Source organism: Scrofimicrobium canadense (assembly GCF_009696615.1).
Classification (GTDB): domain Bacteria; phylum Actinomycetota; class Actinomycetes; order Actinomycetales; family Actinomycetaceae; genus Scrofimicrobium; species Scrofimicrobium canadense.
Genome location: NZ_VULO01000005.1, coordinates 158,928 through 183,823 on the forward strand (window position 1 = coordinate 158,928; position 24,896 = coordinate 183,823).

Sequence of the window (24,896 nt, forward strand, 5' to 3'; positions counted from 1 at the left end):
GGCTTAGGAGGAGGCAGTCATCTGACCGACGGCTACTCGGCCTGCAACCATGCCGCAGTATTCGGCGGTAGGAAAACGGCCTGGTCCTTAACTGGAAGCGTTTCCGTGCCTAGTGAGGAAGTGACCAAAGCTTTTTGCACTCCTTCAACGGGGCGGGCAACCATTCCTAGGTTGATAGCCACAGTAATATCCCCGTTACGTACGACCACGAGGTCTTCATCGGCAGGAACCATGTGGAAGTCTCCCGCTCCCAAGTCCAGCTGGCGGCGTAGAGAGATCACCTGTCGGTACTTGTTTAGACATGAAGCGGGGTTGATTTCTTGCAGATCGGCGGCGTACTGCTCCCACCCTTTCGGCATAGGCAGCCATGGCTTGCCAGTGCCAAAACCGCTGTTTGGCTGGTGTGAGGACCATGGGAGTGGCACGCGGCATCCATCGCGTCCCCATGCACGTCCATTGGTACGTTTCCATGTAGGGTCTTGGCGTTCGTTGGCAGGTATATCGAGGACCTCGGGCAGACCAAGTTCTTCCCCGTTGTACAAATACATGGCGCCAGGTAATCCGAGGAGGAAAGTCGTGAATGCCAACGCGCGTTCTAGACCAATTTCCTCATCGGGTCTGGGGTCGATAGGGCCTAAACCAGAGTCGAGATAGGCGCCATAGGGATAGCCAAAACGAGTGGCGTGGCGAACTTGATCATGATTGGAAAGAACCCAGGTGTTCACCGCGCCTACCTCACGGTTTGCCTCGATAGTGGCGTGTAGGGTGTGGCGCAATTCTTCGCTATTCCAACCGCACGAAAGAATATCGAAATTGAACGCTTGATTCATTTCGTCTGCACGCGCATATCGAGCTTTGCGCACAGGGTCATCGATTGTTGCTTCAGCAACCATGATCCGATCCGGTCCGTACTGGTCGAGGATAGTGCGCCAGTGACGATAGATCTCATGTACGCCGTCCTGGTCAAAATAAGGACCGCGGTCGGGGGCTCGTTGGGTTCGACCATTGCCGGAGGGGTCTACGTACGCGTAGCGTTCGGGACCGATTTCGTCATCGGGTAATCCCTCAGCTTTGACTAGGCCCTGTGCAACATCCACCCGGAACCCATCCACTCCTCGTTCAAGCCAGAAGTGTAGGTAACGATCAAATAGGTCCCAAACGTCTTGATTCTCCCAGTTGAAGTCAGGCTGGTGGGAATCAAACATGTGTAGATACCACCAGCCGTGGTCTTCTTCTCTTCCAGTGAGAGGCTCTACTTGGCTCCAGGCGGGGCCACCAAAAATGGATCCCCAGTTATTTGGCGCTCCATCACTGCTATGGCGGAATATGTAGCGGTCGCGTTCTGGCGATCCGGGTGACGCAGCAAGGGCCGCTTGAAACCATTCGTGCTCAGAAGAGCTGTGATTAGGAACGACGTCGATGATAACGCGCATCCCGCGCTGGTGGGCTTCCGACAGGACTACGTCAAAGTCCTCTAAAGACCCGTAGCTAGGGTCGATCGAAAAATAGTCGGCGACATCGTAGCCTTGATCCCATTGTGGAGAAGGATAGAACGGTGAAATCCATAGGGCGTCGATGCCCAAGTCTTTGAGGTAGTCCAGTTTGGAAAGTAAACCGGGCAAATCTCCAATTCCATCATTGTTGGAGTCAGCAAAAGATCTTGGGTATACCTGGTAAAAGACGGCTTTTTTCCACCAGTCAGCAGGGCTGTGGGCGATAGTCTGCGGTGCTGCGTCGGTGGTGAGAGTGCCTGTCATGCCATCGTCGCCTTTCTCTAGGAATCTGCTTTTGGATGATACGCGAAAAACTTCCAGAGCGGAAACGGTTCTGAGAATATGCGTGTGTTGCTCGTAGGACATGAGAGTTTTCGTGTGGCATGCTGCTGTTTGGATGGACAGTTAACGGTGGAGGCAAAGAAATGAAACGCCTATTCGATCCAGAGTCACCCTTTTGGCAAGCTGTTGCTCGTTGCGCGGATCTAGTGATCATCAACCTTTTGACCATTGCATTTTCTCTCCCACTCATTACAGTGGGAGCCGCCTTCACCGCGCTCAATGACTGTTGCTGGCGCCTATACGATGAGCAAGGTGGGTCGGTGGTGCGGATGTATTGGCGTTCTTTCAAAGACAATTGTGTGCCCAGTACAGTTCTATGGTTCATTGCGGCAGTTCCACTTGCGGTACTCGCATGGGTATGGATTTATGTTGATGCCTCCGAGCTTGTTGTGCTCAAAGCACTTTTGTCGATTTGCTATTTAACGGTGTTTCCTTACTTGTGGATGGTGCAGGCACGCTTTGAGAACTCGGTAGGGAACACCGTGAAAAATGCTGTCTTGATGTCGGTTGCGCGCCTTCCGTACTCGTTGGGAATCATGCTGCTTTATGTCGGAATGGGGGTACTTATTGCCTTGGTGACATGGCAACTTCCCCAGGCTTTGCCGCCCCTGGTTCTCTTAGGTGTGGCGCTTCCGGCCTACGGCAGTATCCCGCTATTTATACGATCGCTTGCCCCTTGGTTGATGCAGGAATCAGACCACAATTCGGAGCCATCGCCACGCTGAGTATCAGACTCCTGTAATAAAGTCGTTACCTTATTCGCTTGCCGACGAGAGAGTAGTGACGTAAACTCAACAAACGAAAGCAATGGAATCGGTTCCGGAAGATTTTTCGGATACTCACTATCCGTGGAGGAGCTGAGACCACCGTTGGCCATATAGCCGCGACTTTCCAATGGAGGAGACGAAGGATAATGAAAAAGATCATTCACCGCAGGTCTATTGCTGCGGGGGCCGTAGCAGTGACGATGGCCCTGGCGCTGAGCGCATGCGGATCATCGAGTAGCAATGAGAGTGGCGCAGAATCTGGAGCGGCTGATGCTAAGGCTGGCGAAGGTGCGGTGTACTACCTCAACTTCAAACCAGAACAGGCTGACGACTGGGTAAAGCTGGCTGAAGATTACACCGCAGAGACCGGGGTTCCTGTAACTGTAGAGACGGCCGCGTCAGGAACTTATGAGACAACTCTGAAGTCCGAAATGGCTAAATCTAATCCGCCCACGTTGTTCCAGGTCAACGGTCCGGTGGGATTGGCGACATGGGGCGCATATGCTGCTGACCTAGAAGGTTCCGCGATTTATGAGAACCTCAAGGATAAGGATGTAGCCCTCAAAGACAGTGAATCGGGACAGATATCTGCGATTCCCTATGTGATGGAAACATACGGAATTATCTATAACAAGGATCTTCTCAATAAGTACTTCGAGCTGCCCGATGCGGCTGTGAAGTCCGTTGACGAGATCGACAGCTTCGATGATCTGAAAGCTGTTGCAGAAGGAATTCAGGCTAACAAGGAAGCACTCGGCGTAGAGGGAGCATTCACCTCAGCCGGTTTTGATTCTTCTTCAGACTGGCGCTTCAAAACCCACCTGGCCAATATTCCTCTCTACTATGAGTTCAAGGACGAGGGAGTAGTCGACCAGCCAGCCACTATTAAGGGAACCTACCTTGATGGTTACAAGAACATCTTTGATCTCTACATCAACAACTCCACCACTGACCCCACGTTGCTTTCCAGCAAGACCATGGAAGATGCCACGTCTGAATTCGCTTTAGGCAAGGCTGTATTCCTGCAAAACGGCACGTGGGCTTACAACGATGTGGTTGGCGATGTCCTCAATGATGAAAACCTTGGCATGCTGCCCATCTTTATTGGGGCTCCTGGTGAAGAAAATCAAGGACTTGCCACCGGCTCAGAAAACTACTGGGTGGTCAACTCAGAAGCGTCAGAAGCAGATCAAAAGGCAACCCTTGACTTCCTTGAATGGGTTATTACTTCGGACGAGGGGCGCAAGACGCTCTCTGAAACAATGGGTTTTGTGACTCCTTTTGTAACTTTCGAAGACTTCAAGACCACGAATCCTTTGGTTCTAGCAGATGATGAGTACGCAGAAAAGGGCAAGACTCCTGTGACGTGGAACTTCACTCTGATGCCTTCCGAAGAGTGGAAGAACGGTGTGGGTCAGGCATTGCTTGAATATGCGCAGGGCACTGGCCAGTGGGATGGCGTCAAGGGAGCTTTCGTTGATGGGTGGGCTTCAGAGTACGAACTCACTAATAACGGCTAAAACTCTGACAGCGGCATATTAGTAGCTAAAAGAAACTCTTCCCTGGGGTCTTCCAGCACAGATCCCAGGGAAGTATTACAGAGGACACACCATGAACAGATCCCTCAAACGATGGGGGTGGCTTTTTACCGGGCCTACAGTATTTGCCTTTATGATCGGCTTTGTAGTGCCGTTTGTTTTAGGTATCTATCTTTCATTCACCGAATTCACTACGGTTACACGCAGTGAATGGGTGGGACTGAAAAACTTTGTCCGAATCTGGGGCGACTCAACCTTTACACACTCACTTTGGTACACCGCTCTCTACGCGGTAGTAACCACAGTCATCATCAATATCCTGGCTTTTGCCATTGCCTATATGCTGGTCAAAGCAATTAAAGGCCGCAATATATTCCGCTCGGTATTCTTTATGCCCAATCTTATTGGTGGCATCGTTCTGGGCTATATCTGGCTACTGCTACTCAACGGCATTCTTAGCCATTGGGCGCGCTCAATCACCTTCTCAGGAACCTACGGTTTTTGGGGCTTGGTCATCGTCGTGTGCTGGCAGCAAATCGGTTACATGATGGTCATTTACATTGCTGGCCTGCAATCAATTCCCACCGACGTAATCGAGGCGGCTAAAGTCGATGGAGCCAATAACCGCCAGATTCTTAACAAAGTTATCATTCCATTGGTGATGCCCTCCGTGACTGTGTGTACTTTCCTTACACTTACTAATGGATTCAAAATGTTCGATCAGAACCTGGCGTTGACTAACGGCGCACCGTCGCGTCAATCAGAGCTCTTAGCGCTCAATATCTTTAATACCTTCTACGGCAGACCCGGCTTTGAAGGTGTGGGACAAGCTAAAGCAGTCGTCTTCACTATTTTGGTGGCTGCCATTGCCCTGGCCCAAAACTGGTTCGTGCGCTCGAAGGAGTCCAGCAATGACTGATACAAAGCGTCCTGCTCTCTGGACTGTATTATTCACGTTGATAGCCATCGCGTATTTATTTCCCATCGTGTTGGTCGTCATCAACTCCTTCAAGGGCAAAGTCTATATTTCCGATACCCCCTTCTCGCTGCCCACATCAGAGAGCTTTGTGGGTATTCAGAACTACATCGACGGCATTGCCAAGACTAACTTCCTGGCGGCATTTGGCTGGTCGCTGGTAATTACTATTGGATCAGCATTTTGGATTCTTCTATGTACTTCTATGGCTGCGTGGTGGATCGTCAGGGCCAACAACGTTTATGCGAAAGTTCTCTACTTTGCATTCCTCCTCAATCTGGTAGTTCCATTTCAGATGGTGATGTTTACCCTCTCATGGTTTACCGACTATCTAGGATTGGGTAACCCCATTGGCCTGTGGCTAGTGTATTTAGGATTTGGGGCAGGTCTTGCAGTTTTCATCTTTACCGGATTCGTCAAGTCGATCCCGCTTGAACTAGAAGAAGCAGCCACTATCGATGGCTGCGGCACGGTTCGTACTTTCTTTCAAGTGGTACTACCGGTCCTCAAGCCTGCGGTGATGACCGTGGCAATTCTGGAGATTATGTGGCTGTGGAATGACTATCTGTTGCCTTATCTGACCCTAGATCTAAAGAAATATAAGACTATTCCCGTGGCTGTCCAATATCTCAAAGGAGGGTATGGAGCTGTTGATATTGGCGCCATGATGGGAGTATTGGTGTTGGCGATGATTCCAGTGGTCATCTTTTACATCACCAGTCAACGTCATATCATTCAAGGAGTCATCGCTGGTGCGGTGAAGGGGTGAGGTAAATCCCAGGGAGGGGAGTGAACCAGCATGGCTCGGGTGACAATTAAAGAGCTGGCCGAGGCGTGCGGTGTCGCGGCAAGCACCGTTTCGAGGGCAATGAATGACCGCTCGGACGTGAATCCGGAAACGCGGGCCCGTGTTCTTGAGGCGGCAAAACGTATGGGATATGTACCCAATGAGAGTGCACGTAACCTAAAGATCGAGAACACTAAGACGATTGCCGTCATTATCCAAGGTGAAACCAGTGAGCTGTTAATCAAACTGCTTGCTGAGCTAGAGCAAAAACTCAGCGACGCGGGATATGACTCGTACCTTTCCCATGTTCCCGATGATAAAGCCGATGCCGCGACAGTTGAACGCATTGTGTCCGAGCGAAAATACGTTGCCGTTATTTTTCTAGGACGCTATGGCAACTCAGGATCTAAGGACGCGCCGCTTCTTTCTAGCCAACTTGCGAGGGTGGGTGTGCCCATCGTATTTTGCACGACTGCCGATTTCTCTGGGTCACCGTTTTCTCAATCGTCAGTATCTGTTGATGACTACGCTGGCGCTAGTGAGGTGACACGCCTGCTGATTGAACGCGGACACACACACATTGCCTATGCCTGTGTTGGGGACGAGATCGGGCGCGAATCGGGGCATGCATGGGCGTTGCGTTATCGCGGTTACCGGGATGCTATGGAAACAGCAGGGCTTTTAGCTGGTGAAGCACTCATGATACCGGCTATGAATCCTCCAGATATGTACTCCATGGCATGTGGGTATGAGTCTGTGAGGGCATGGCTAGGTGAGGGATTGGGTGACACGACCGGAATTGTCTGTTCCTGTGATGCCGTAGCCACGGGTGTCCTGAGGGCACTGCATGAAGCTGGTGTACGAGTGCCCCAGGACGTGTCGGTTACTGGGTTTGATGGACTAGATATAGCAAGTTACACGGTCCCCTCAATCACCACCATTGCACAGCCACTAGATAAAATTGCGCAATCTACTGTGAGAGTGCTTGTGGCAGCACTCCAACATGAGCACCGCACTACCGAACAAGTGTGGATCAATGGCACCCTCTTTCAAGGGGAATCTGTTGGTGCCCCCAGGAAGTCCTAAAGTAGTGTTTTTCTTTTGGTGACAACTCCACCTTCAGGGCCAAGAACCAGCGACCCCTCGACAACAACACCGGGTTCAAATACCCAGTCGCCCTGCACTCTCAATGACTCAGCTTTGCGAAGTGAGGGAGCAGAAGGAATGCGCTGGTCAAATGCTTGGACCGTTTTGTAATAAGACGAAGTCAGGTCAATTTCTGGTGTCTTATCTGTCGTTGTTTCTAGTCTGCCTTCGGGGGAGAGATCATACACGTCAGAGCGTAAGAGAAGCAGTTCGTTGGTAGTTTTAACAGGCAAGAAGCGATCGCGCCCCACGCAAATTGCAGTTGCTCCTGGGAACACCTCGATAGCTGCACCCATTGCTGACTCAATTTGGATCACCGGAGTTGACGATGAGTCTGTGGGATCAACGGTCTTGTCGTTGCGAATGAGTGGCAGTCCTAAGACCCCCTCGCGCTCATCAAGAGTCGCCTTCAGTTTCCTCAGATCGAACCATAGATTGTTGGTGTGAAAGAAAGGATGACGGAATTCATCGGTGAAGAAATCCATCTCTTCTGGTGCAGTCTGAGCGGTATCACGCAACACCAGCTGGTTGTCACTCTTACGGATGGCGAGGTGGCCGCCCTTCTTGTCGTTGATAGTGCGGCGGCACAATTCGGCTGCGTAAGGGGCGCCCGAGGCAGCGAACCATCCTGCAATTTGCGCGTTAGGGGCTGCGCCCAAATTATCGCCATTGGAAACACAAGCGTAGGCAAAACCTTGCTCTAGAAGAAGGTCCAGTATCCCTGATGACAAAAGGGCCGTGTAGAGATCACCGTGCCCAGGTGGACACCATTCCAGTGAAGGATCGGCTTCCCACTCCACAGGAGTCAGATCATCCGCACGCAGCTTGGGCTCCTGATTTTGCATAAAGCTCAGGGGAATACCCGGCACTTCAAGCTCAGGATACTTCTGCAGGTAGTGGAGAGTATCGGCTTCGGTGCGAAATGAGTTCATGAATAACAAGGGCAGGCGCGCGTGGTGTTCACCCCGTGCTGCGAGTACTTGTCGGACAATAAGGTCAAGGAAGGTGAGTCCGTCGCGCACTTCGAGAAGTGTCTTGGCGCGGTCCAACCCCATGGAGGTTCCTAGGCCGCCATTGAGCTTGATGATGACGGTCTTGTCGAGGGCACTACTAGCCGCAGCAGGGTCGACTTCAATGTCGTCAAGGAGTGGGGGATCAAGGTAGGGACGAATACTATCCTCGCGAATGATACCGCTCTCTCCCTCCTCAAGTTGTTGGTAAAAGCGAGAAAAAACGCGGATCGCTGCGGGCGCGACTCCTTTGGCTTCCATTTTTTCGATGGCAGCTTGCAGTCCTGCATTAGACATGCGTTTTCCTTTTCTGTTGTGGTTTGGATACTGCAATAAGAAGTCCGATAGCCACCCCTACGCAGGCCGCTATTGTCGTCCATGGAAGTGGCATTCCGGAGATTGCATCGAGCACCATAGCCGCGGCCATCTGTCCGCACACCACGCTCAGTGAGAGACGGAAGGTCCCTAGGGGCCGCACACACCAAGCAGCTGCCGTGACCACGATGGCTCCCAAGGGTCCACCCAGATAAAGCAAAGGATCTGCGGGAAGGGTGATCGAATCGAGACTGCCTGACAGCCAACTCACCACTGTGATGATCAGGACCAGAACGGTGCCCCCTAGGGCACTGGCAAGCCCCGCAGCTAAGGCATTATTGCTGCGACCGGTGACAAAACCCATGCCAGCTTGGAGACCAGCTAGTCCAGAACCGCCCAGGAATATGGCTACGCCAACTCCAAGCAGTAACCAAGGGGCTATTCCGTTACTACCGATGAGTGCCAAGCTCAACCCTGCCAGGGAGATGACAGCCGCCAAGATTCGCAGGGGGGTGAGTGGAATTGGCCGAGGAATACCAAGCCCACGCGAATCTAAAATCAGTCCGGTTATCGTTTGACCTGCAACTGAAGCAACTGAGGCGACGGCAACTCCTGCCAGAACGACACCCCAGGACGTTGCGAGGACTAGGGGGACGCCGAGGAAACCGATGCAGTACCACCACCATTGGCTTTCCTCTCTAAGTAGACGCCACAACGAAGGGAACTTGCCAGTGAGTAGTGCCCAGAGGGGTAATGCAATGATTGTTCCAACATACGATACGAGGGTGCCAACAAGAGGTGACCCGGAGGCATCAGTGAGACTGCCATCGACGAATCCTTGCAGCGAGACGATTGCCCCTGACGTAACAGCGACGACTATGGCGATGAGGAAAATGCTGCTGTTGTTCTTAGTCGCCAAGGCCGGTCCCGACTTGGCGCGCTGCCAATAACCAGGGGTGGTCCAGAGGGACCGTCTTGAGATTTCCCGCCACTTCTTCTAACGGTACTGGGACGGCAGATTGTCCATGTGAAGCCACGGTAACACCAGATACTCCCTGTTCGACGAGGTCTGCACCCGCGCTTCCTAACAGTGTCCCCAACATGCGGTCAGCAGCATCAGGGGTTCCACCTCGTTGAACATACCCTAAGACTGTGACCCGACTTTCAAGCCCTGTGAGTTCTTCTAATTTGTCCGCGAGGCGATAGGCATTTCCTCTATGTCCTGATTCAACATTCTTCCGGTGGGTCTTGGCAGCGGCTTTAGCTTCTGGGCCTCGCGCACTTTTAACCAGTAATTCCGCGGCTTCCAAGTCAGCCGAATCTTGGATGTTCCGGGCACCTTCGGCAATGGCAACAACCGAAAAACTGTGTCCTCCAGCGGCGCGGGCCAGAATCGATTCAGCCACAGCTTCTACGGAGTAGGGGATTTCTGGGATGAGGATGACGTCGGCTCCTCCAGCAATTCCAGATCCAAGAGCCAACCATCCTGCTTTGTGCCCCATGATTTCGACGACAATCACCCGGTGATGGCTATGTGCGGTTGAGTGCAATCGGTCGATAGCATCAGTAGCAATGCCGAGAGCGGTAGAGAAACCGAAACTCGTGTCAGTGTGAGCGATATCGTTGTCGATCGTCTTGGGAAGATGGAGAACATTGAGGCCAGCTTGTGCCAGGCGGTAGGCATTCTTAGCTGTTCCGCCTCCTCCAATGCACACTAAAGCTGAGAGATGATTCTTCTCGTAATTCTCGACAATGGTTGGCACCATGTCTTGGGCTTGTCCGTCTATCACCATCTTGTGGGGCTTATCGCGTGAGGTTCCCAAAATGGTTCCACCAGCTGTGAGGATTCCAGAAAGGGCTCGGGAATCCAAAACAATAGTGCGATCGTGCGCTAGCCCGGTAATACCATCGCGGAAACCTATGAGTTCCATCCCGTGATAGGAGATTGCTGCTTTGCCAAAACCCCGAATCGCTGCATTGAGTCCTGGGGAATCACCACCGGCAGTGAGTATTCCAACTCGCGTTTTTGCCACCGTCATGTTGGCCCCCTCTAAATCTCGCGACCGTCTCTATGCTACCTATTGTGCCTGGACGTCGAATACGGTGCGACTATGGTTCAGCGGGGGTCGGTGTGGGATGCCCACGACCAGGCCGCACAGATCATTCCTAAGACTCCACCAGCCCATGTTAACCAACTTCCTAGCCCGTTGTAATCTCCAGGAAGCCATACGCTAAACCACGGGAGTAAAAAGACTACAAAGGCAACAATGCCCTCTGCCCACGTTGCTGCGATGGATGGTGCGGCAAGGTCCCACAATGCGACCAGAACCATGACCACACCTGCGATGGGTGATGCCCAGGTGTCCGTGTTGTCAAGAAATATCCCACATACCAGCATCAATACGCCAAGTCCCAGGTAGCTCCAGTCAGCAACATTGTTCCATCGCGCTGAGCTGGATGCGGGTGAGTGTGTCATGCTGAACTCCTTGATCGCCAGTATGCAGGTATTGCATGCGCCTTATACGTGCCTGATTCTCTTATTATCTAGCCTATTAGCTTTACTACAAGAGCAACGTAGCCACACCGACAATAACGGGAAGAGACAGTGCCGAGGACATAAGAACACTGCCTTGTGCCACTTCTTTCCCTGCTCCAGCTCTCATTGCGGCGATGAATACGTTTTGAGCTGCTGGGAGGGTACCCATAATGACGGCAGCTGCAAGCTCGATGTCACTGAGCCCAAGAGCTAGTCCGACGCCCCAGGCAATGAGAGGCTGAACGATGAGTTTGCATGCAGTTGACCAGCTCACTAAGAACCAGATTTTCTTTCCCAAATGTATTGACTGTCCAACTAAAGATGCGCCAAAAGCCACAAGAACTGTTGGGGGTGCAGCAGAGCCAAGAAAACTGGTCACTTCTGATACGTAGAGGGGAACCGCAAGGGGAGTGAGGTTCCACAGAACACCTACCAAGGCGGCGATGACTAAAGGGTTGGTGATGACTGTTCGGACGATGCTTCCAACAGATGCCCCGCCCTTTTTGCCAGCCAACTCGGCGAGAACAAAATACATCGGTGTGAAAAAGCCCAACTGAAAGGCGAGGACTGGAACAATATGATGCGCTGAACCCAGAACATAAGTGGCAACGGGGATACCAATATACGCAATGTTGTTGAGAGAGGCTCCCATTGCCCCGAGTGTCAGGTTAGCTCGGTCAGTACGGAACAACATGGCCACAAGGGTAAAAACCATCGCACTGCCGAATCCCGAAGCTGCCGCCACCAGAAAGGGAGCTCCGATAACGGAGCGCAAATCTTGTTGAGATAGGACTGAAAACAATAGTGCAGGGGTGGCAGCCCAATATGCAAAAGCAGTTAAAGCTTCCGAAGTACCGATAGGAAAGGCACGCGTGCGTTGCATTGCCCACCCAAGGATGATCAAAGTTGCAATGACTGCAACTCCTAAGAGAGCTCCGCTCACAAGACCTACCGAAGCGCAGAGTCATCAAGGGGAGGAACAACAATGCGTCCTGTGTGACGATCAGCTCGTTTGCGGGTAGGTGGCGCGGGAACAGGGGTTGGCTTGGTGTCAGACTTCTCTAAAGTAGGTGTGGGAACTGAGGCCGCTGGCTTCTTTTCGTCGTGTGTTGGTTGGCGGGAAATACTCTCAGTTGGGGAAGCTGGTGAGACTGTCCGTGGTTTCCGTTTTGCCCAAAAGTCTGATTCTGGGTATTCGTGGACTCTTCTGCGCTCTGCAAAAAAAGCCTTCAGCTGGACGCTGGCTTCGTTTTCCATGAGACCGCCATGGACTTCTATCTGGTGATTAAGCCGGGCATCACGAACCACGTCCCGGATGGAACCGCATGCGCCAGCTTTGGCATCCCATGCTCCGAAGATGATACGACTGACCCGAGCATTGACAGCCGCTCCAGCACACATTGTGCACGGTTCAAGAGTGACTACCAGAGTACAGCCCGTTAGATTCCAGGTCCCTAAGTTGCGTCCCGCCTCGCGAAGAGCCTCAAGCTCAGCGTGTGCGGTGGGATCATCGGCAGCGACGCGGCGATTCCACCCTTTTCCAACAATTTGCCCTTTGGCATTGAGTACGACCGCCCCGACGGGAACGTCACGTGTTTTTGTGCAGCGATGGGCCAGAAGCAACGCATGGGACATCGCCGCCTCGTAATCTGCTTCGGACCTCATGCTCTTGATTCTAGCTCAGTGGAGCCTTCGCGGGGCACAGGTGAACTAGCCCCACACACAAATGGGAGGTCAAAAAACGCGGCTAGATGTGTTAGCCGAAAGGAGTACAGAAATACTGCCAATCGAGCTATACAACTAGCCGCGCTTGCTTTTAGAGCTTTAGAAAGCAGGGATCACAGATCCATCAGTCCATGTGGTCTCGATGAAAGTCTTCACATCGTCTGAGTGGAGCAGATCTTCAAGCTTCTTGATGGCATCTGCCTTGTCAGTGTCAGCCGACCATACGAGGACGTTGACCGCCGGATTGTTCTCAGGTGATTCAACAACCAGGGCATCTTCAGAAGCGCTGAGGCCGCCTTCTTGAGCAAAGTTACCGTTGATCACAGCAATGTCGACGTCAGGGAGCGCGCGAACTAAGGTCGGTCCTTCAACCTGCACCAGTTCAATTCCGCGCAACGGAGTGACCGTAGCCACTGAAGCCTCGCCACTTTCCGGGAGTTCCACCAAGCCCTGATCCGCCAGCAGTTTGAGCGCGCGAGCCTGGTTGGAAGGATCGTTGATAATTCCGACTTTGGCGCCATCCTTCAGATCTTTAATGTCTTCGATTTTGTCGGAGTAGATGCCAAGCGGTTCGAGGTGCACACCTTCACCTGCAACAAAGTCAAAACCGCGTGCCTCAGACTCGGATTCGAGATAGGGGACGGTTTGGAAAAAGTTGGCGTCAAGATCGCCACTACGAAGGGCCTCATTTGGCTGAACGTAGTCGGCATACTCGACTACTTCGATCTTCAGCCCTGCTTCTTCAGCAAGATTCTCATCAACAAAGCGGAGGATCTGGCCGTGTGGGCTGGGCGAGGCACCGACCTTGAGGACGGTGAGGTCGCCTCCCGCAGAGCCGGTTGATGAGGACTGTTCTGCGGATTGTGTGTCGGAGGATTCTGCCTTGTCTGCGCTACCTGAGCACCCGGCAAGTCCCAAGGCCGCGATTGCAGCGATTGAAAAAATAGTTGATTTGCGCATGAATTTTCCACTTTCTAACTTAGAAAAAATGATGAACGCCAAGACTTTATGGTGAGGTCTCCGGCTGGCAGCGCCTTAGCGGTGGTCTACCAACCGGCTAATCATGTCGCCACACATTTGTACGATTTGTACGATAACCAAGAAGAGAATAACTGTGACGACCAAGACATCCCACTGGTGCCCGCTGTAGCCATAGTTCATGGTCAATTGGCCTAAGCCACCGCCTCCGACAACTCCAACCATTGCGGAATAGCCGACCAACGTGACGGTCAACAAGGTGATTGACTGTACCAACTGGGGTAGGGCCTCGCGTATCTGAACACCCCATTGGATACGAGAAATGGACGCACCCATCATTTGAGCCGCCTCAATTTTGCCCGCACTTACCCCAGCGACGTTTGATTCAACAAGGCGAGCAAAGAATGGCACAGCTCCGATAGTAAGGGGTACGACCGCCGCATACCAACCGAGAGTCGTTCCCACAATGAAACGAGTGAAAGGCAAAATTGAGATCATCAGAATGATGAAAGGAAATGAGCGAACGACGTTCACTATGGTTCCGACTACTTGGTTTAGTACCGGACGGGGGCGTAGACCTCCGTTAGAACTGGATGCAAGCAGCAAGCCTAATGGAGTGCCAAGAATCACTGTGGCAATACCAGTGCAGGCGACCATAGCCAGAGTCTGCCAGAGCGCCGGCCAAAGCATTTTTGACAGGACTGGGTTCTCCAACCACATGGGGTCGTTAGGTCCTGCAAGGATCACATCAATCATGCCGACCGCCTCCGCGCACTCACATCGTTGCGTTGAAGCTCTGCCACAACTGATTCGACATGGTACTGCGGCACGCTGACTGCGAGTCGCCCCACCTGCAGGCTGCCAACTGACTCGAAACGTCCTGCCGTCACGTCGGCACCAAGTGAAGCAATCAAATTGAGGACGGTTGCTCCGGTAGGGACGCCAGGTTGTGAGGTGAAAGCCACATCTACCAAGACCGTGCCCGGGCGCACATCGGCATCATCAACGCTGGGAGGTGGTATGAGAGATTCTGAAAGAGGGGAATCAGTGTCAGCCAATACCTCATCCAATGTCCCGTTTTGAACTACTTGGCCGCGTTGCAGAAGTGTCACTGAGTCACAGACTTCGGTGACAACTCCCATTTCGTGGGTGATGATAATAACGGTGACACCGGCAGTGTCTCGAAGCTCACGGAGAAGATCGAGGATTTGTGCAGTCGATCCCGCATCGAGAGCTGAGGTAGGTTCATCGCACAGGAGAACCGGGGGGTTTGTTGCCATGCCACGCGCGATTCCTACGCGTTGCTGTTGACCGCCAGAGAGTTGAGAAGGGTAAGAGTTCCCGCGTCCGGCTAAGCCAACGAGGTCAAGCAGTTCATCGACTCGCCGAGAAATCTTGTTCTTATCGGCTTTGGCGATGTGGAGGGGATAGGCGACGTTTGCTCCAGCAGTGCGGTTGTCGAGAAGATTTGGCTGTTGGAACACCATGCCGATATTCCGACGTGCTTGGCGAAGAGCCGTCCCTCTCAAAGCAGTCATGTCTTGGCCGTTGACAATGATTGACCCTGATGTCGGCCGTTCAAGTGCAGTTAGGCATCGGATGAGTGTGGATTTTCCTGCTCCGGATTGGCCAACGATTCCGTGAATAGCGCCCTTTTTAATGGTGAGAGAGACATCATCGAGTGCGACGACATCGGTGCCACCAGCTATCTGGTACACCTTACTCACGTCGATCAGCTCGATCACGAAACTCATACCTCCAAGATCAGAGCTAAGCATACGCGGGAGCCTTCATGCGTGTTGCAATGCGCGCATGGTGGACAGTGTTATGTAGATATTGGGAGAATCCACCTATGAATGCTGGTCGCTATGCCCCTTCTCCTTCGGGGCCACTGCATCTGGGGAACCTGCGCACCGCGCTTATTGCCTGGGCATTGGCACGTCAAACTGGGCGGTCCTTCTTTCTTCGCATAGACGACATTGATCCGGGACGCGATGGTGCAGCAGATCAGCAAATACGGGAACTTGAGAGATTAGGCATTGACTGGGATGGCCCAGTCTATTATCAGGCGAAGAGACGAGAACTCTACGAAGAAGTCTTATCTGACCTACAGCAACGCGGTCTGGTTTTCCCATGTTTTTGTAGCCGAAAGGATATTCGCGAGGCTACACGAGCTCCGCATATGCCGCCGACTCATTATCCGGGGACTTGTCTTCGTCTCACTGACGGTGAACGTAGAGAAGCCATGCTATCCGGAAAGACTCCCGCGCTGCGACTCAAACCCAGTGTGACGCAATGGTCCATTGATGACGACTTCGTGGGGCGCTTCACCGGTCCTGTCGATGCTTTTGTGCTTCGCCGCGGCGACCTATGGCCCGCCTATAATCTTGCCTCTGTTGTTGATGACATAGATTTAGGTGTTGACCAAGTGGTTAGAGGAAATGACCTCTTGTCCTCTTCTCCGGCACAGGCTTATCTTACAAGTCTCATTTCCGATCATCCTATGACCTATGTGCATGTCCCATTAGTCCTGGGGCCTGGCGGACAGCGCTTAGCGAAACGTGATGGGGCTGTCACAATGGAAGATTGTGAAGATTTAGGATTATCTACAAAGGCAGTGTTCACAATGTTATCAGCATCTCTTAATGTGCCCGATTGTGATACTTCAAAGGACTTTATAAGGCGATTTGATCTAAATAAGATTTCTGCAAAGCCTATGAGGATAATATTCGAAAAGACCGGCATTCCCTATATGAATAGGGCTTAAGTCCCACTCAGTTACCGATCACCCGAAGTCAACGACCGTATGGTCAATATAGCGATTTGGATTATTGCGACTTACGGGTGTCATCGGTAAGCTAATGACGTCGCTACGCATTCGCAACGGTGTTGGATTACCGATCTTACGGTGTACGTGAATGGGGGACTCCCGTAATATTTGCTGGTTTGGGGACCGGCCCGACTTGGAGGAGAACGTATGGGTAGGCCGAAAATATACGATGATACTTTGCGTGATCGTCTTATTGAGGAAGCCACAAGGATGCTGAAGGATGAGGGGTATCAGGCAGTTTCACTGAGAACTCTCACGAAAAATGCTGGTACCTCGACTAATGCTGTGTACACGTTATTTGGTTCCAAAGAAGCGTTGATTTCTGAAGTCATTGTGCGTGATTTGGACCGTAAAATGGCACTATCGTCAGAACGGGGTGAGCATTCATGTCCGTTGGCACAGCTGATGTACCTGGCGGGATATTACCGGTGGCGGGCACTGCTTGATCCAAAGACTTTCCGCGGAATTTTTGCCGCCAATAAGGATATTCGCCGAGGTTCAACTGTTTTGGGGCGCATTCATCCAGATATGCAAAATCTGGAGGTACGGGTTTTGGGCAGGTTTAGAGATGCCGCAAAACTTCTAGGGCAGGATTGTGAGCTTCCTGATGAGCAAGCATCTGAATTGGGCGCGTGCTTTTGGGCAGCGGTTCACGGGCTTATTACTCTTGAGCTTGAAGGAATGCTGGAACAGAATGTTGCCGATGTCCCTGCGCTCTACCAGCAAACTGTCTACGGAATCTATTTAGGCTGGTGCACAGGAAAGATTGATCAGCTTCCTGACAGGGCGAAAGAAGCCTTCGAGGAGGGTGCAAGGGATGCTGAGTGGCTGGAGTCATCTCTTGAAGAAGAGCGGCATCCAATCGCGTCGACAGCTAAAGGAAATGCTTAGTTTGGAAGTGCCTGCAGGACTTCTCTGCTGAGCTTCTTGGTTCTCTCATGATAGGGGCGTTTCTCGGCAGCATGGCATGTGGTGTCGAGAGCTCGACTCAGTGGGTGATTCTCGTGTCAACTGTGTGACATGTTTGAAATGTAGAAATGCGGCGGCATGCGACGAGAATGCTGATTGCGCTCACCACACATATTTGAGCGCACGAAGAGTGCCAAATACGCTATCGCAGGTGATAAGTGTGAGCGACTCAAGAATTGCTTGAGAAGCAAGCATTCGATCGAATGGATCCTTGTGCTGCCACTCCATAGATCCGGCGACCATTGCATGGTGGTCCGTAATCGGCAGTCGCTGCACACCTAACTGGTTGAGGTAGTCTGAGTACCCGGCAATGAGGAAGTCTGCTTGTGGCAACTTTCCAAGACGCTGTTTTGTGCCTATCTCCCATGCAGATGCTGGAGACACATATAGTACAGAGTTCCTATCCTCGATGATGCGGTACGCATTTTTTCCTAGGCGACTCGGCTCTGTCAGTGCCCAGAGCAGAGTGTGTGTATCAAGGAGATACAAGACTCTAACCTTCCCATGCATTCAGTTCTTCGATTGGTAAAGCATCGAAGAAAGAGTCAGGGACCGGGTAATTCACGAAGCCTAGAGGCCGTTTATCGTCATATTCGATGGCGACCAGCCGCGCAACAGGCTTATCAGCGCGCGCGATGACGTACTCTTGTCCCTCTTCCACCTCGGTAAGAATGGCGGAAAGGTGGGTTTTTGCCTGTTGAACTTTCACGGTCTTCACATTCAAGACAGTAACAGTAGGAAAAAGGTAAGTCAAGGGGGTTGGTCAATGTTGGTTTATCTTGGTAAAGGCCTGTGAGGACGCGGAAAGAGCTGGCTACTATGCTTGGCAGCGTGCCCTTCCCGGGGCCGTTTTGCGCTTGCTGAGCAGGTGGCTTGTCAGATCAGAGATCAAAGCCGCACCAACCGGAGTACTCGGTTTCGGATTGGCGGAGCAATCTCCTTCTGTGCGGTTTAGTAAACCCCGGAATAGAAGTGAGTGGCCCTAATTGCCGATACTCCTCCTTGACAGCGTGAATAGCCGTAGTTACACTACCAGCGACTGGACTAAATAGGTTTAGTAATGCCGCAGCGTAGGCGGTAGTGACACTTTCAGGCAAGGGCGGCTGATGATTAACCAAGGCATTTCACCTTACGTGCGTGGTTGCAGTGCGTAAGAATCACAGCTTCAAAGGTGAAGGCATCTTGCCACAACTGAACTTAGAGAAAGAACAATATGGGGAAGAGAATCAGAATACGTACCGCGATCGTTACTGCTATTGTTGGCTCTTTAGTAGCTGTAAGTCCTGCTATTGCAGTGCCACAAGAACAGGCAAAAGATGTAAAAGTGGCGCAATACCCTTCGATCCCACAACCGAGTACGGGCAGTTTTGATTGGGCACAGCGAGCCCGTGATTATGACGCATTCGTCTATGACTGGACTGATAGGGGGGTTTATTCCACGATTCGTGAAGACGCAACCGCTCTGAATATGGAAGATGGGGAAACCACCTACAAGATGCCCGCATACTATGGTGACAGCCGTACTATTGCAGAATCGGGTGACGGCTCTCAAGAAGCGGTAACTCAAATAGCCTCCGTTGTTGGAGCTACCTTGGTTGGAATAGATAAGAGCAATCAAGACGGTTACAACTATGTAGACATGCTCCGCACCTTCTATCATCCAGAGACCGGGATTGCCATGAATACGCCTGCTGGTGAAGATAACTCGCCAGGATCGAAATCAATTTGGTATACAACGACGGCAAACGTCTTGTATTACATGATGGGATCGCTTTATCCAAATGCGACAGACATGGACACAATTTTGCGCTCAATCGCAGACCAATATTACGAAATGCTTGAGGCGCTAGGCAAGAGCAACGCCAATCTCGACTTTCAGGACTACGACTTTGCCAATGAAACTGTGACAAAAGGACGCCTCGAAGGAGGAGAAGCCGCTGCAGGTGCTGCAGCGATCCTGCTATGGGCAAACTCAAAGTTCGGGGATGCAAAGTATCTAGAAGGCGCCATCTGGGCAATGGATTCCCTTGAAAACGCGGGCAAAAACTTGTATTACGAAGTTCTCGTACTCTTCGCCCCGTATATCGCGGCCAGGCTGAATGCGACAGAAAACACGGACTATGACGTGTCGATGTATCTAAATTGGCTAATGGGGGGTTCATCTGCCCGAAGAAGCTGGGGTACGTTAGCAGATACGTGGGGCGGAATAGACGTCTATGGGCTGTCAGGATCACTAACAGATTGCGGTCCTAAGGGGTGTGGAGACGGAAAATCAGGATACGCATTTGCGATGAACTCGTTCGCCACCCCTTTACTAGCCGCCACCGCGAAATATGATTCCCGGTATGCGAATGTAATTGGGAAATGGATGGCAAACGTCAACCACGCAGCGCGTTACTTCTATGCGGATCAAATGAGCGCAGATCAGCAGTACTGGGGTGATCGTTTCATAAACGATGAGGCCAACGTGATTGCCTACGAAGGGCTGACGTCATCGGGGAACGCAGGAATTATGGCTCTGGGTGATGTACCTGACCGTTCCACAAACTGGGGTGTCGGGTCTGATGCCACAAGTCTAGGGCTCTATGGTTCCAGTTGGGTCGGATTTATGGGCGCGGCCTTGAGTGATACCGGCACCGAGAACGTCATTGGCGTTGACCTAAACGTACTTGATTTTTTTGGCGACAATTATTACCCCACTTCGCTCTACTACAACGGGAATAGTGACGACGCTGAAGTGACAGTCAACGTCGGAGAGAGCCCCGTTGGGCTCTATGATTCGGTATCAGACACCGTGATCGCCGACGGAGTATCAGGCCAAGTGAACATTTCGGTACCCGGTGAAGGCTCCGTGGTGTTGGTGACGATTCCGTCAGGTGCTACCAGGGTAGAAAAAGGAAACGAGGTTACATTTGACGGCCTTCCGGCGGGGTGGAATCGCAATACCGACCGGGATATCGCCCGCGACGCCGTATCAGTAGTTGCTTCCTCGACCAAGGATGGATTTGATGCGAATAGTGTTATCGACGGAACCCCGGAAACAATGTGGGAATCGTCAGAAGTAGACAATCAGACGGTCACCGTTGATTTAGGTAAGATCACCGACGTTGCGGAGGTGCAGCTGTTGTGGGGACCCATGGCCGCAAAAGACTTCACAATCTCAGTTTCTAGCGACAACCAGACATGGATTGACATTGCCACGCAGACCGAGGGGTTTGGCAAGCGTTCGAAAGTTTCTTTCGTTCCAACGCGTGCGCAATATGTCAAGTTATCTTTGGATGAGCCAGTGGTGCCAGGGGCTAGTGGCTATTCACTGAGAAGCTTCGAAGTTAGGCAAGTTAGTGACAACCCAGACTTAGCTCTCGGTAAGACTGCCAATGCTTCTTCAGTACAAAACAGTAACCAAAACCTTCCAGCGGCAGTAACTGATGGTGATCCACTTACGCGTTGGGAGTCAGCTACTTCTGACCCCCAGTGGATACAAATTGACCTGGGTGAAAGCCAACAGATTGGATCGGTGGTTGTTGCTTGGGAGAAGGCTGCTGCTAAGGAGTATCAGATCTCCGTCTCAGATGACGCCAAAGAATGGGCGGTGGTGGAACACGGAGAAAACGCCTATTCTCCGATCACGGTGACTTCAGATCTTCCTCAGGGGACGTCAGGTCGCTACCTGAGAGTTACTGGTACGTCGAGATTGACCAAATACGCTTACAGCATCTATTCGATTTCGGTATATGGGCCAGGAAAGGTCGAGACAGTCAATCCCGATGGCAGTGCTGAAGCAAAGCAGCCAAGCATTTCGGTAGGTGCGTCCGAAACTGGAAAAGAAAGGGCCACAACCCAAAAAAAGACAGCGTATCTTGTCAAAGGTCAGGGGTACAGTCCTAACGCGGAGGTTACCAATAACTGGACGTGCACAGGAGAAGAAATCGGGACAGACACGATCATCGCGGATCCTGAGGGAGCTTACAGTTATGAAATTCTAGTATCTGCCTCCAATAGTTGTTCGCTGCGTGCCACCGACACGTATGGTGCAAGCGCGACACTGGGGGATATCGAATTCAAGGTGGATGCCACAGAAGAAGAGAAACCTGAGTCTGGCGGAGGCGAGTCTGGCGGAAGCGAGTCTGGTGGAAGCGAGTCTGGCGGAAGCGAGTCTGGCGGAAGCGAAAAGGGGCGTACAGACGCAGAGCCACAGACTGATCTGGCAATAACTGGATCCACCGCGTTGATAATAGGACTATTGTCCGTTGTGTTGTTGGTGGTTGGCGGACTTGCTCTCCTTACTAGATACAAAAGAATAGAACGCGGATAGAAGTAACGAATATTAGCTTGATTGTGGGGTCTGATTTTGGACTTGCTAAGTGGACGAGCGCTGCAGGTTTTCGGTTGATATATCTGCACAAGCCAATTTCGCAAAGATTACGTTCAAAGTCAGGCCCCAACGCGACCAACCTTTAAGCTCAGTTGGAAGGTGACGCCCCGCACCACCCCCGTCAGTTCAGAGAATCGACAAATTTGCACAAGAAGCTGACTGTAGTCGCGGCCTTACCCATCATGGTCGCAGGACACCTCCAGGTGGACGTGGAAGGCTGGCCCGCCCACTGGTTACACGAAACACTCTGGCTCTACCCAGAAACCTTCTGGCACGCCTGGGAAGACTGGGAGCAGTTCACCACCGAGCTATCGCAAGCTCATGGCACCGTAGCGCGCCTGTGTGGCCGCAGCGCTGTCACCGTGCGCCTCTGCCCCCAGTGCGGCGGCAAAGTCAAAGCCCACATGACCCATGACGGACAAGCCACAAAGGGTGTGTGCGCTGGGTGCGGAGCGTCGTTTGACCTCACCAAAGAAGACTGGGACGCTGCCCTCATCGAACGACTCCGTAGCCCGAAAATCAGCCGCAACGTACTCGTCACCCGGGCCCAGCTGAAAACCATCTGGCCGAAGCTCGACGGCAGGAAACTCCACGTCTGGATCGGCCGTGGCAGGGTTCAAAAGGAAGAAGGCCGTTATTGCCTCGCCGACATCAACAGTTGCCTAGAGCGCAAGTGAAAGCTAATGTTGTCGCTGAGGGGTATTTGGTGTCCCTAAATCAGTCAACTAGCTGCGATACCCTCCCCCGGGAAACACCCATGATCGCCGCAGAATCCGTGACAGACAACCCTTTCGCCCTCAAACGCCGCACAGCCTGGCGGGAAAGCTCAGCTGCTCTCACTGTCGCTTCAGAGGCTTCCCTGGTCGCTTCGCGCGCCTGCATCACTAGATCCCATTCGGGAATATCTGGTACGACGGTGATAGACCAATCAGAGTGATCTACCTCTGGATATGTCGTATCCAAATAGTCGATCACTTGCTGGCGCGCCTTGTCTAACGTTCTGACCTGAGTGTGATGGTCTCGGTCGATTTCCAACTCCCAACCGCCATCCCACTTGGTGGCGGTCACCTCGATCTCACTCATGCTTGACTCCTTTCGATAGCTTTCAGTGCGTCGCGTACAACAGCTGGGGACACGACGCGCGCTTGGGTGATGGTCACCGTGACTGAGCCGTTGCGCCACACCTCGTGGTCGCCTTTGCCTTGGCGCGAGGTGAACCCGGCAGCTTCGAGCTTCTTGGCTAGTTCGCGGTATTTCATCGGCTTCGTCATAACTATAGTATAGCCCCCCTAGATAGACAATGTCAAGGCAGGGTAGACACTTTCCGAAATGGGTGCCAACCACATACACTGATACTTATGAAACGCATCGGCGCATCCCTCACCGCAATACTGTTGGCACTCACACTCACCGCATGTGACGATACTGACTCGGGCACAACACAATCAGCTGAAGTTATTCAATCTGAACCGCAAGCCTCCAATCAAGTAGGCGAGCTGCTCACAATCGCAGAGGCTAACCTTGAGCTCGAAGGATACGAAGTTGAAGCCGTATCCGATGACGGAAAGATGATCCTCGATAAGGGCAACTGGACCGTCATCGAACAAAAACAGAACGACAATCAAGTCCTTCTTACCGTCACGAAAAATGAGGAAACAAAGAGCGAAGATGCTCCCCCTGCCGAAGAACAACCAGCCGAAGAACCCGTCCCGGCTGCACCTGCTACTGAATCTAAACCGGAAGAAGTAACAAATTCGCAAGGTCTAGACCAATACGGCGCTGTACATGCATGCGGTGACATCTGGGAAACCGCACTTAAGAATGAATTTCCCGCATCGAAAGTCAAGCTACACACGCTTGCCGGAATTCTCGCAGCGACACTTGATGAAGATGATACATGGTTCATAAAAATTGAAGCCAGTGTTGACAAGAACACACTTAACGTTGAATGCAGCGTTGGAGGTTCCCTAGACCAGCCAGAGGCAGTGCCGCTCAACGTTTACTAAGAAAAGCGCGGAAGTGCGCCCAAGGGGACGCAGCTCCACACACAAATACAAGACCTTCACTGTTTATCAGCCATACCTGAAAACCTATTCAGGAGGATGACAACGTGAGTGTGAAACAGGCTAGCAGTCGCAACGGGCGTGGCCACCGCGCATACCGAAGACAACAAGCAGCCCTCAAAGCAAGGGTCAAACGGCTCAACCTTCCCTGTTACTGGTGCGGGCAACCTATCGACACAGACCTCCCTGGAACAGAGCGCATGAGTTTCACCGCAGACCACCCTGACGCGCTCGCCAACGGCGGCAGACTCGTAGGCCAACAACTTCAACCAATGCACCGCTCCTGCAACAGCCGCAAAGGCAACCGCGAAGACATCGACCTCGAAGGATGGGCTGCCAGCTAATGATCACCACGACACTAGTCCAACACCGAGAACAAGCACTCCACCGATGGGCCACAAGTCAAACGAAAACGAACCGCCTACGCCTCGCCTGGTGGGACACGCTCCTTGACATCTGGACCCTCAACGGACGGCGCCGCTAACTCCCACCCCCTAAAAATCCAGGGCCCCGCCTGCTGCCAACCTCCCGCGCGGCTCGAGGCATTTTTCTCCCCGCAGTTTTCTCCGTGTGCTCCATTTGTGCGAGGAGGTGCTCGGCATGCCTCGTAAGCCCTCCCCATGTGGGACGGAAGCCGCGTATAAACGCCACTTGCGACACAAGGAAGAACCCTGTGACTCGTGCCGTGAGGCTCACCGCGATTTGCAGCGATCGAAGCGCGCAAACAAGAAACTGAGGTGGACCCCGTTGGTTGGACAGTCCGCGGCGTTTTTTAGGTGGAGTCCTTGCCTGGTTTTTATGCCGCGTGCGGGAGCGGCTGGTCCTTGGAATATGCCTTGTCTGGTGTACGCCTGCCTAGACCTTGGTGACGCCTGCGTGTGTTGTAGTACTCGAAGTACGCTCCGAGCCCGGCCCGGGCGCCGGAACCGTTCTCGTAAGCATGCAGGTAGACTTCTTCGTACTTCACTGACCGCCACAAGCGTTCGATGAATACGTTATCCATCCACTGGCCCTTCCCGTCCATGCTGATCTTCACTTTCGCGTCC

At 52.4% G+C, this 24,896-nt stretch carries 26 protein-coding genes; 11 read left to right on the forward strand and 15 right to left on the reverse strand.

The features are described 5' to 3' along the window. Positions 1 to 32: 32 nt before the first annotated feature. Positions 33 to 1,757 (reverse strand): glycoside hydrolase family 13 protein, encoded by a 1,725-nt coding sequence (locus tag FYJ24_RS05405; protein WP_154544319.1) that lies wholly within the window; start codon positions 1,755 to 1,757, stop codon positions 33 to 35. A gap of 161 nt (positions 1,758 to 1,918) precedes the next feature. On the opposite strand from FYJ24_RS05405, the gene FYJ24_RS05410 reads away from it, so the two are divergent. The 5 genes from FYJ24_RS05410 to FYJ24_RS05430 all read left to right on the forward strand — a co-directional run bounded on the left by FYJ24_RS05410 (position 1,919) and on the right by FYJ24_RS05430 (position 6,989). After that, positions 1,919 to 2,560, forward strand: a complete 642-nt coding sequence (locus FYJ24_RS05410; RefSeq protein ID WP_206192518.1) for a YesL family protein — start codon at positions 1,919 to 1,921, stop codon at positions 2,558 to 2,560. Between the two features lie 188 nt (positions 2,561 to 2,748). Further along, entirely contained in the window at positions 2,749 to 4,122 is a 1,374-nt protein-coding gene (locus FYJ24_RS05415) for an ABC transporter substrate-binding protein (RefSeq protein WP_154544323.1), read from the forward strand. Positions 4,123 to 4,213: 91 nt separating this feature from the next. After that, positions 4,214 to 5,059 (forward strand): carbohydrate ABC transporter permease, encoded by an 846-nt coding sequence (locus FYJ24_RS05420; RefSeq protein ID WP_154544325.1) that lies wholly within the window; start codon positions 4,214 to 4,216, stop codon positions 5,057 to 5,059. Continuing rightward, positions 5,052 to 5,885, forward strand: a complete 834-nt coding sequence (locus FYJ24_RS05425; RefSeq protein WP_154544327.1) for a carbohydrate ABC transporter permease — start codon at positions 5,052 to 5,054, stop codon at positions 5,883 to 5,885. The genes FYJ24_RS05420 and FYJ24_RS05425 overlap by 8 nt, the downstream gene beginning before the upstream one ends. A gap of 30 nt (positions 5,886 to 5,915) precedes the next feature. Beyond that, positions 5,916 to 6,989: a LacI family DNA-binding transcriptional regulator gene (locus FYJ24_RS05430; protein ID WP_154544329.1), complete on the forward strand. Its 1,074-nt coding sequence runs from the start codon at positions 5,916 to 5,918 to the stop codon at positions 6,987 to 6,989. On the opposite strand, the gene FYJ24_RS05435 is transcribed toward FYJ24_RS05430, so the two are convergent. From FYJ24_RS05435 to FYJ24_RS05475, 9 genes are all read right to left on the reverse strand, one after another. Then, complete coding sequence (locus FYJ24_RS05435; protein ID WP_154544331.1) at positions 6,986 to 8,356, reverse strand: UTP--glucose-1-phosphate uridylyltransferase; 1,371 nt, start codon at positions 8,354 to 8,356, stop codon at positions 6,986 to 6,988. The genes FYJ24_RS05430 and FYJ24_RS05435 overlap by 4 nt on opposite strands. Further along, positions 8,349 to 9,293, reverse strand: coding sequence for a DMT family transporter (locus tag FYJ24_RS05440; protein WP_154544333.1), 945 nt, complete (start codon positions 9,291 to 9,293; stop codon positions 8,349 to 8,351). The genes FYJ24_RS05435 and FYJ24_RS05440 overlap by 8 nt, the downstream gene beginning before the upstream one ends. After that, on the reverse strand, positions 9,283 to 10,413 hold the full coding sequence (locus FYJ24_RS05445; protein WP_154544334.1) for a 6-phosphofructokinase: 1,131 nt from the start codon (positions 10,411 to 10,413) through the stop codon (positions 9,283 to 9,285). Before FYJ24_RS05445 ends, FYJ24_RS05440 begins: the two co-directional genes overlap by 11 nt. A 77-nt stretch (positions 10,414 to 10,490) precedes the next feature. After that, positions 10,491 to 10,850, reverse strand: coding sequence for a hypothetical protein (locus FYJ24_RS05450; RefSeq protein ID WP_154544336.1), 360 nt, complete (start codon positions 10,848 to 10,850; stop codon positions 10,491 to 10,493). An 85-nt stretch (positions 10,851 to 10,935) separates the two neighbouring features. Beyond that, a complete protein-coding gene (locus FYJ24_RS13360; protein WP_154544338.1) occupies positions 10,936 to 11,853 on the reverse strand; it encodes an AEC family transporter in 918 nt (305 codons plus the stop codon). Between the two features lie 5 nt (positions 11,854 to 11,858). After that, positions 11,859 to 12,575, reverse strand: a complete 717-nt coding sequence (gene tadA / locus FYJ24_RS05460; RefSeq protein ID WP_206192519.1) for a tRNA adenosine(34) deaminase TadA — start codon at positions 12,573 to 12,575, stop codon at positions 11,859 to 11,861. A 159-nt stretch (positions 12,576 to 12,734) separates the two neighbouring features. After that, positions 12,735 to 13,595, reverse strand: a complete 861-nt coding sequence (locus FYJ24_RS05465) for a MetQ/NlpA family ABC transporter substrate-binding protein (protein WP_154544340.1) — start codon at positions 13,593 to 13,595, stop codon at positions 12,735 to 12,737. Positions 13,596 to 13,670: 75 nt separating this feature from the next. After that, complete coding sequence (locus FYJ24_RS05470) at positions 13,671 to 14,369, reverse strand: methionine ABC transporter permease (protein ID WP_154544342.1); 699 nt, start codon at positions 14,367 to 14,369, stop codon at positions 13,671 to 13,673. Then, a complete protein-coding gene (locus FYJ24_RS05475; protein WP_318656556.1) occupies positions 14,366 to 15,358 on the reverse strand; it encodes a methionine ABC transporter ATP-binding protein in 993 nt (330 codons plus the stop codon). The genes FYJ24_RS05470 and FYJ24_RS05475 overlap by 4 nt, the downstream gene beginning before the upstream one ends. 107 nt (positions 15,359 to 15,465) lie before the next feature. Between FYJ24_RS05475 and gluQRS the strand changes: the two genes are divergently transcribed. Next, a complete protein-coding gene (gene gluQRS / locus FYJ24_RS05480; RefSeq protein ID WP_206192520.1) occupies positions 15,466 to 16,380 on the forward strand; it encodes a tRNA glutamyl-Q(34) synthetase GluQRS in 915 nt (304 codons plus the stop codon). Between the two features lie 210 nt (positions 16,381 to 16,590). Further along, a complete protein-coding gene (locus tag FYJ24_RS05485; RefSeq protein WP_154544346.1) occupies positions 16,591 to 17,334 on the forward strand; it encodes a TetR/AcrR family transcriptional regulator in 744 nt (247 codons plus the stop codon). Positions 17,335 to 17,514: 180 nt separating this feature from the next. Here the strand turns inward: FYJ24_RS05485 and FYJ24_RS05490 are convergent, their stop codons facing one another. Both FYJ24_RS05490 and FYJ24_RS05495 read right to left on the reverse strand, forming a co-directional pair. Further along, positions 17,515 to 17,901, reverse strand: a complete 387-nt coding sequence (locus FYJ24_RS05490; RefSeq protein ID WP_225872013.1) for a type II toxin-antitoxin system VapC family toxin — start codon at positions 17,899 to 17,901, stop codon at positions 17,515 to 17,517. A 4-nt stretch (positions 17,902 to 17,905) separates the two neighbouring features. Then, a complete protein-coding gene (locus FYJ24_RS05495) occupies positions 17,906 to 18,130 on the reverse strand; it encodes a type II toxin-antitoxin system Phd/YefM family antitoxin (protein ID WP_318656552.1) in 225 nt (74 codons plus the stop codon). 495 nt (positions 18,131 to 18,625) lie between these two features. On the opposite strand from FYJ24_RS05495, the gene FYJ24_RS05500 reads away from it, so the two are divergent. Further along, on the forward strand, positions 18,626 to 21,727 hold the full coding sequence (locus FYJ24_RS05500) for a discoidin domain-containing protein (RefSeq protein ID WP_154544352.1): 3,102 nt from the start codon (positions 18,626 to 18,628) through the stop codon (positions 21,725 to 21,727). Positions 21,728 to 21,930: 203 nt separating this feature from the next. Next, on the forward strand, positions 21,931 to 22,464 hold the full coding sequence (locus FYJ24_RS05505) for a hypothetical protein (RefSeq protein ID WP_154544354.1): 534 nt from the start codon (positions 21,931 to 21,933) through the stop codon (positions 22,462 to 22,464). A 40-nt stretch (positions 22,465 to 22,504) separates the two neighbouring features. Here FYJ24_RS05505 and FYJ24_RS05510 read toward each other — a convergent pair whose 3' ends face one another. After that, a complete protein-coding gene (locus tag FYJ24_RS05510; protein ID WP_154544356.1) occupies positions 22,505 to 22,870 on the reverse strand; it encodes an antitoxin HicB in 366 nt (121 codons plus the stop codon). Next, the gene (locus tag FYJ24_RS05515) at positions 22,867 to 23,058 is read right to left on the reverse strand and encodes a type II toxin-antitoxin system HicA family toxin (RefSeq protein ID WP_154544358.1); all 192 of its coding nucleotides are present in this window, start codon (positions 23,056 to 23,058) and stop codon (positions 22,867 to 22,869) included. The genes FYJ24_RS05510 and FYJ24_RS05515 overlap by 4 nt, the downstream gene beginning before the upstream one ends. Before the next feature lie 87 nt (positions 23,059 to 23,145). Between FYJ24_RS05515 and FYJ24_RS05520 the strand changes: the two genes are divergently transcribed. Beyond that, entirely contained in the window at positions 23,146 to 23,793 is a 648-nt protein-coding gene (locus FYJ24_RS05520; protein ID WP_154544360.1) for a hypothetical protein, read from the forward strand. Positions 23,794 to 23,897: 104 nt separating this feature from the next. Beyond that, entirely contained in the window at positions 23,898 to 24,194 is a 297-nt protein-coding gene (locus FYJ24_RS13365) for an HNH endonuclease (RefSeq protein WP_318656553.1), read from the forward strand. 452 nt (positions 24,195 to 24,646) lie between these two features. Here FYJ24_RS13365 and FYJ24_RS05535 read toward each other — a convergent pair. After that, the coding region (locus FYJ24_RS05535) for an integrase core domain-containing protein (protein ID WP_154544364.1) at positions 24,647 to 24,896 on the reverse strand (250 nt) is incomplete at its 5' end.

Excerpts from the sequence above, each read along its gene's own strand:
- FYJ24_RS05485 (WP_154544346.1), top strand. The coding sequence starts at position 16,591 with ATGGGTAGGCCGAAAATATACGATGATACTTTGCGTGATCGTCTTATT.
- FYJ24_RS05415 (WP_154544323.1), top strand. The coding sequence starts at position 2,749 with ATGAAAAAGATCATTCACCGCAGGTCTATTGCTGCGGGGGCCGTAGCA.
- FYJ24_RS05420 (WP_154544325.1), top strand. The coding sequence starts at position 4,214 with ATGAACAGATCCCTCAAACGATGGGGGTGGCTTTTTACCGGGCCTACA.
- FYJ24_RS05425 (WP_154544327.1), top strand. The coding sequence starts at position 5,052 with ATGACTGATACAAAGCGTCCTGCTCTCTGGACTGTATTATTCACGTTG.
- FYJ24_RS05470 (WP_154544342.1), bottom strand. The coding sequence starts at position 14,369 with ATGATTGATGTGATCCTTGCAGGACCTAACGACCCCATGTGGTTGGAG.
- FYJ24_RS05410 (WP_206192518.1), top strand. The coding sequence starts at position 1,919 with ATGAAACGCCTATTCGATCCAGAGTCACCCTTTTGGCAAGCTGTTGCT.
- FYJ24_RS05430 (WP_154544329.1), top strand. The coding sequence starts at position 5,916 with ATGGCTCGGGTGACAATTAAAGAGCTGGCCGAGGCGTGCGGTGTCGCG.
- FYJ24_RS05465 (WP_154544340.1), bottom strand. The coding sequence starts at position 13,595 with ATGCGCAAATCAACTATTTTTTCAATCGCTGCAATCGCGGCCTTGGGA.
- FYJ24_RS05435 (WP_154544331.1), bottom strand. The coding sequence starts at position 8,356 with ATGTCTAATGCAGGACTGCAAGCTGCCATCGAAAAAATGGAAGCCAAA.
- FYJ24_RS05520 (WP_154544360.1), top strand. The coding sequence starts at position 23,146 with ATGAAACGCATCGGCGCATCCCTCACCGCAATACTGTTGGCACTCACA.
- FYJ24_RS05405 (WP_154544319.1), bottom strand. The coding sequence starts at position 1,757 with ATGACAGGCACTCTCACCACCGACGCAGCACCGCAGACTATCGCCCAC.
- FYJ24_RS05510 (WP_154544356.1), bottom strand. The coding sequence starts at position 22,870 with ATGAGTGAGATCGAGGTGACCGCCACCAAGTGGGATGGCGGTTGGGAG.
- FYJ24_RS05450 (WP_154544336.1), bottom strand. The coding sequence starts at position 10,850 with ATGACACACTCACCCGCATCCAGCTCAGCGCGATGGAACAATGTTGCT.
- FYJ24_RS05515 (WP_154544358.1), bottom strand. The coding sequence starts at position 23,058 with ATGACGAAGCCGATGAAATACCGCGAACTAGCCAAGAAGCTCGAAGCT.
- tadA (WP_206192519.1), bottom strand. The coding sequence starts at position 12,575 with ATGAGGTCCGAAGCAGATTACGAGGCGGCGATGTCCCATGCGTTGCTT.
- FYJ24_RS05500 (WP_154544352.1), top strand. The coding sequence starts at position 18,626 with ATGGGGAAGAGAATCAGAATACGTACCGCGATCGTTACTGCTATTGTT.
- gluQRS (WP_206192520.1), top strand. The coding sequence starts at position 15,466 with ATGAATGCTGGTCGCTATGCCCCTTCTCCTTCGGGGCCACTGCATCTG.
- FYJ24_RS05445 (WP_154544334.1), bottom strand. The coding sequence starts at position 10,413 with ATGACGGTGGCAAAAACGCGAGTTGGAATACTCACTGCCGGTGGTGAT.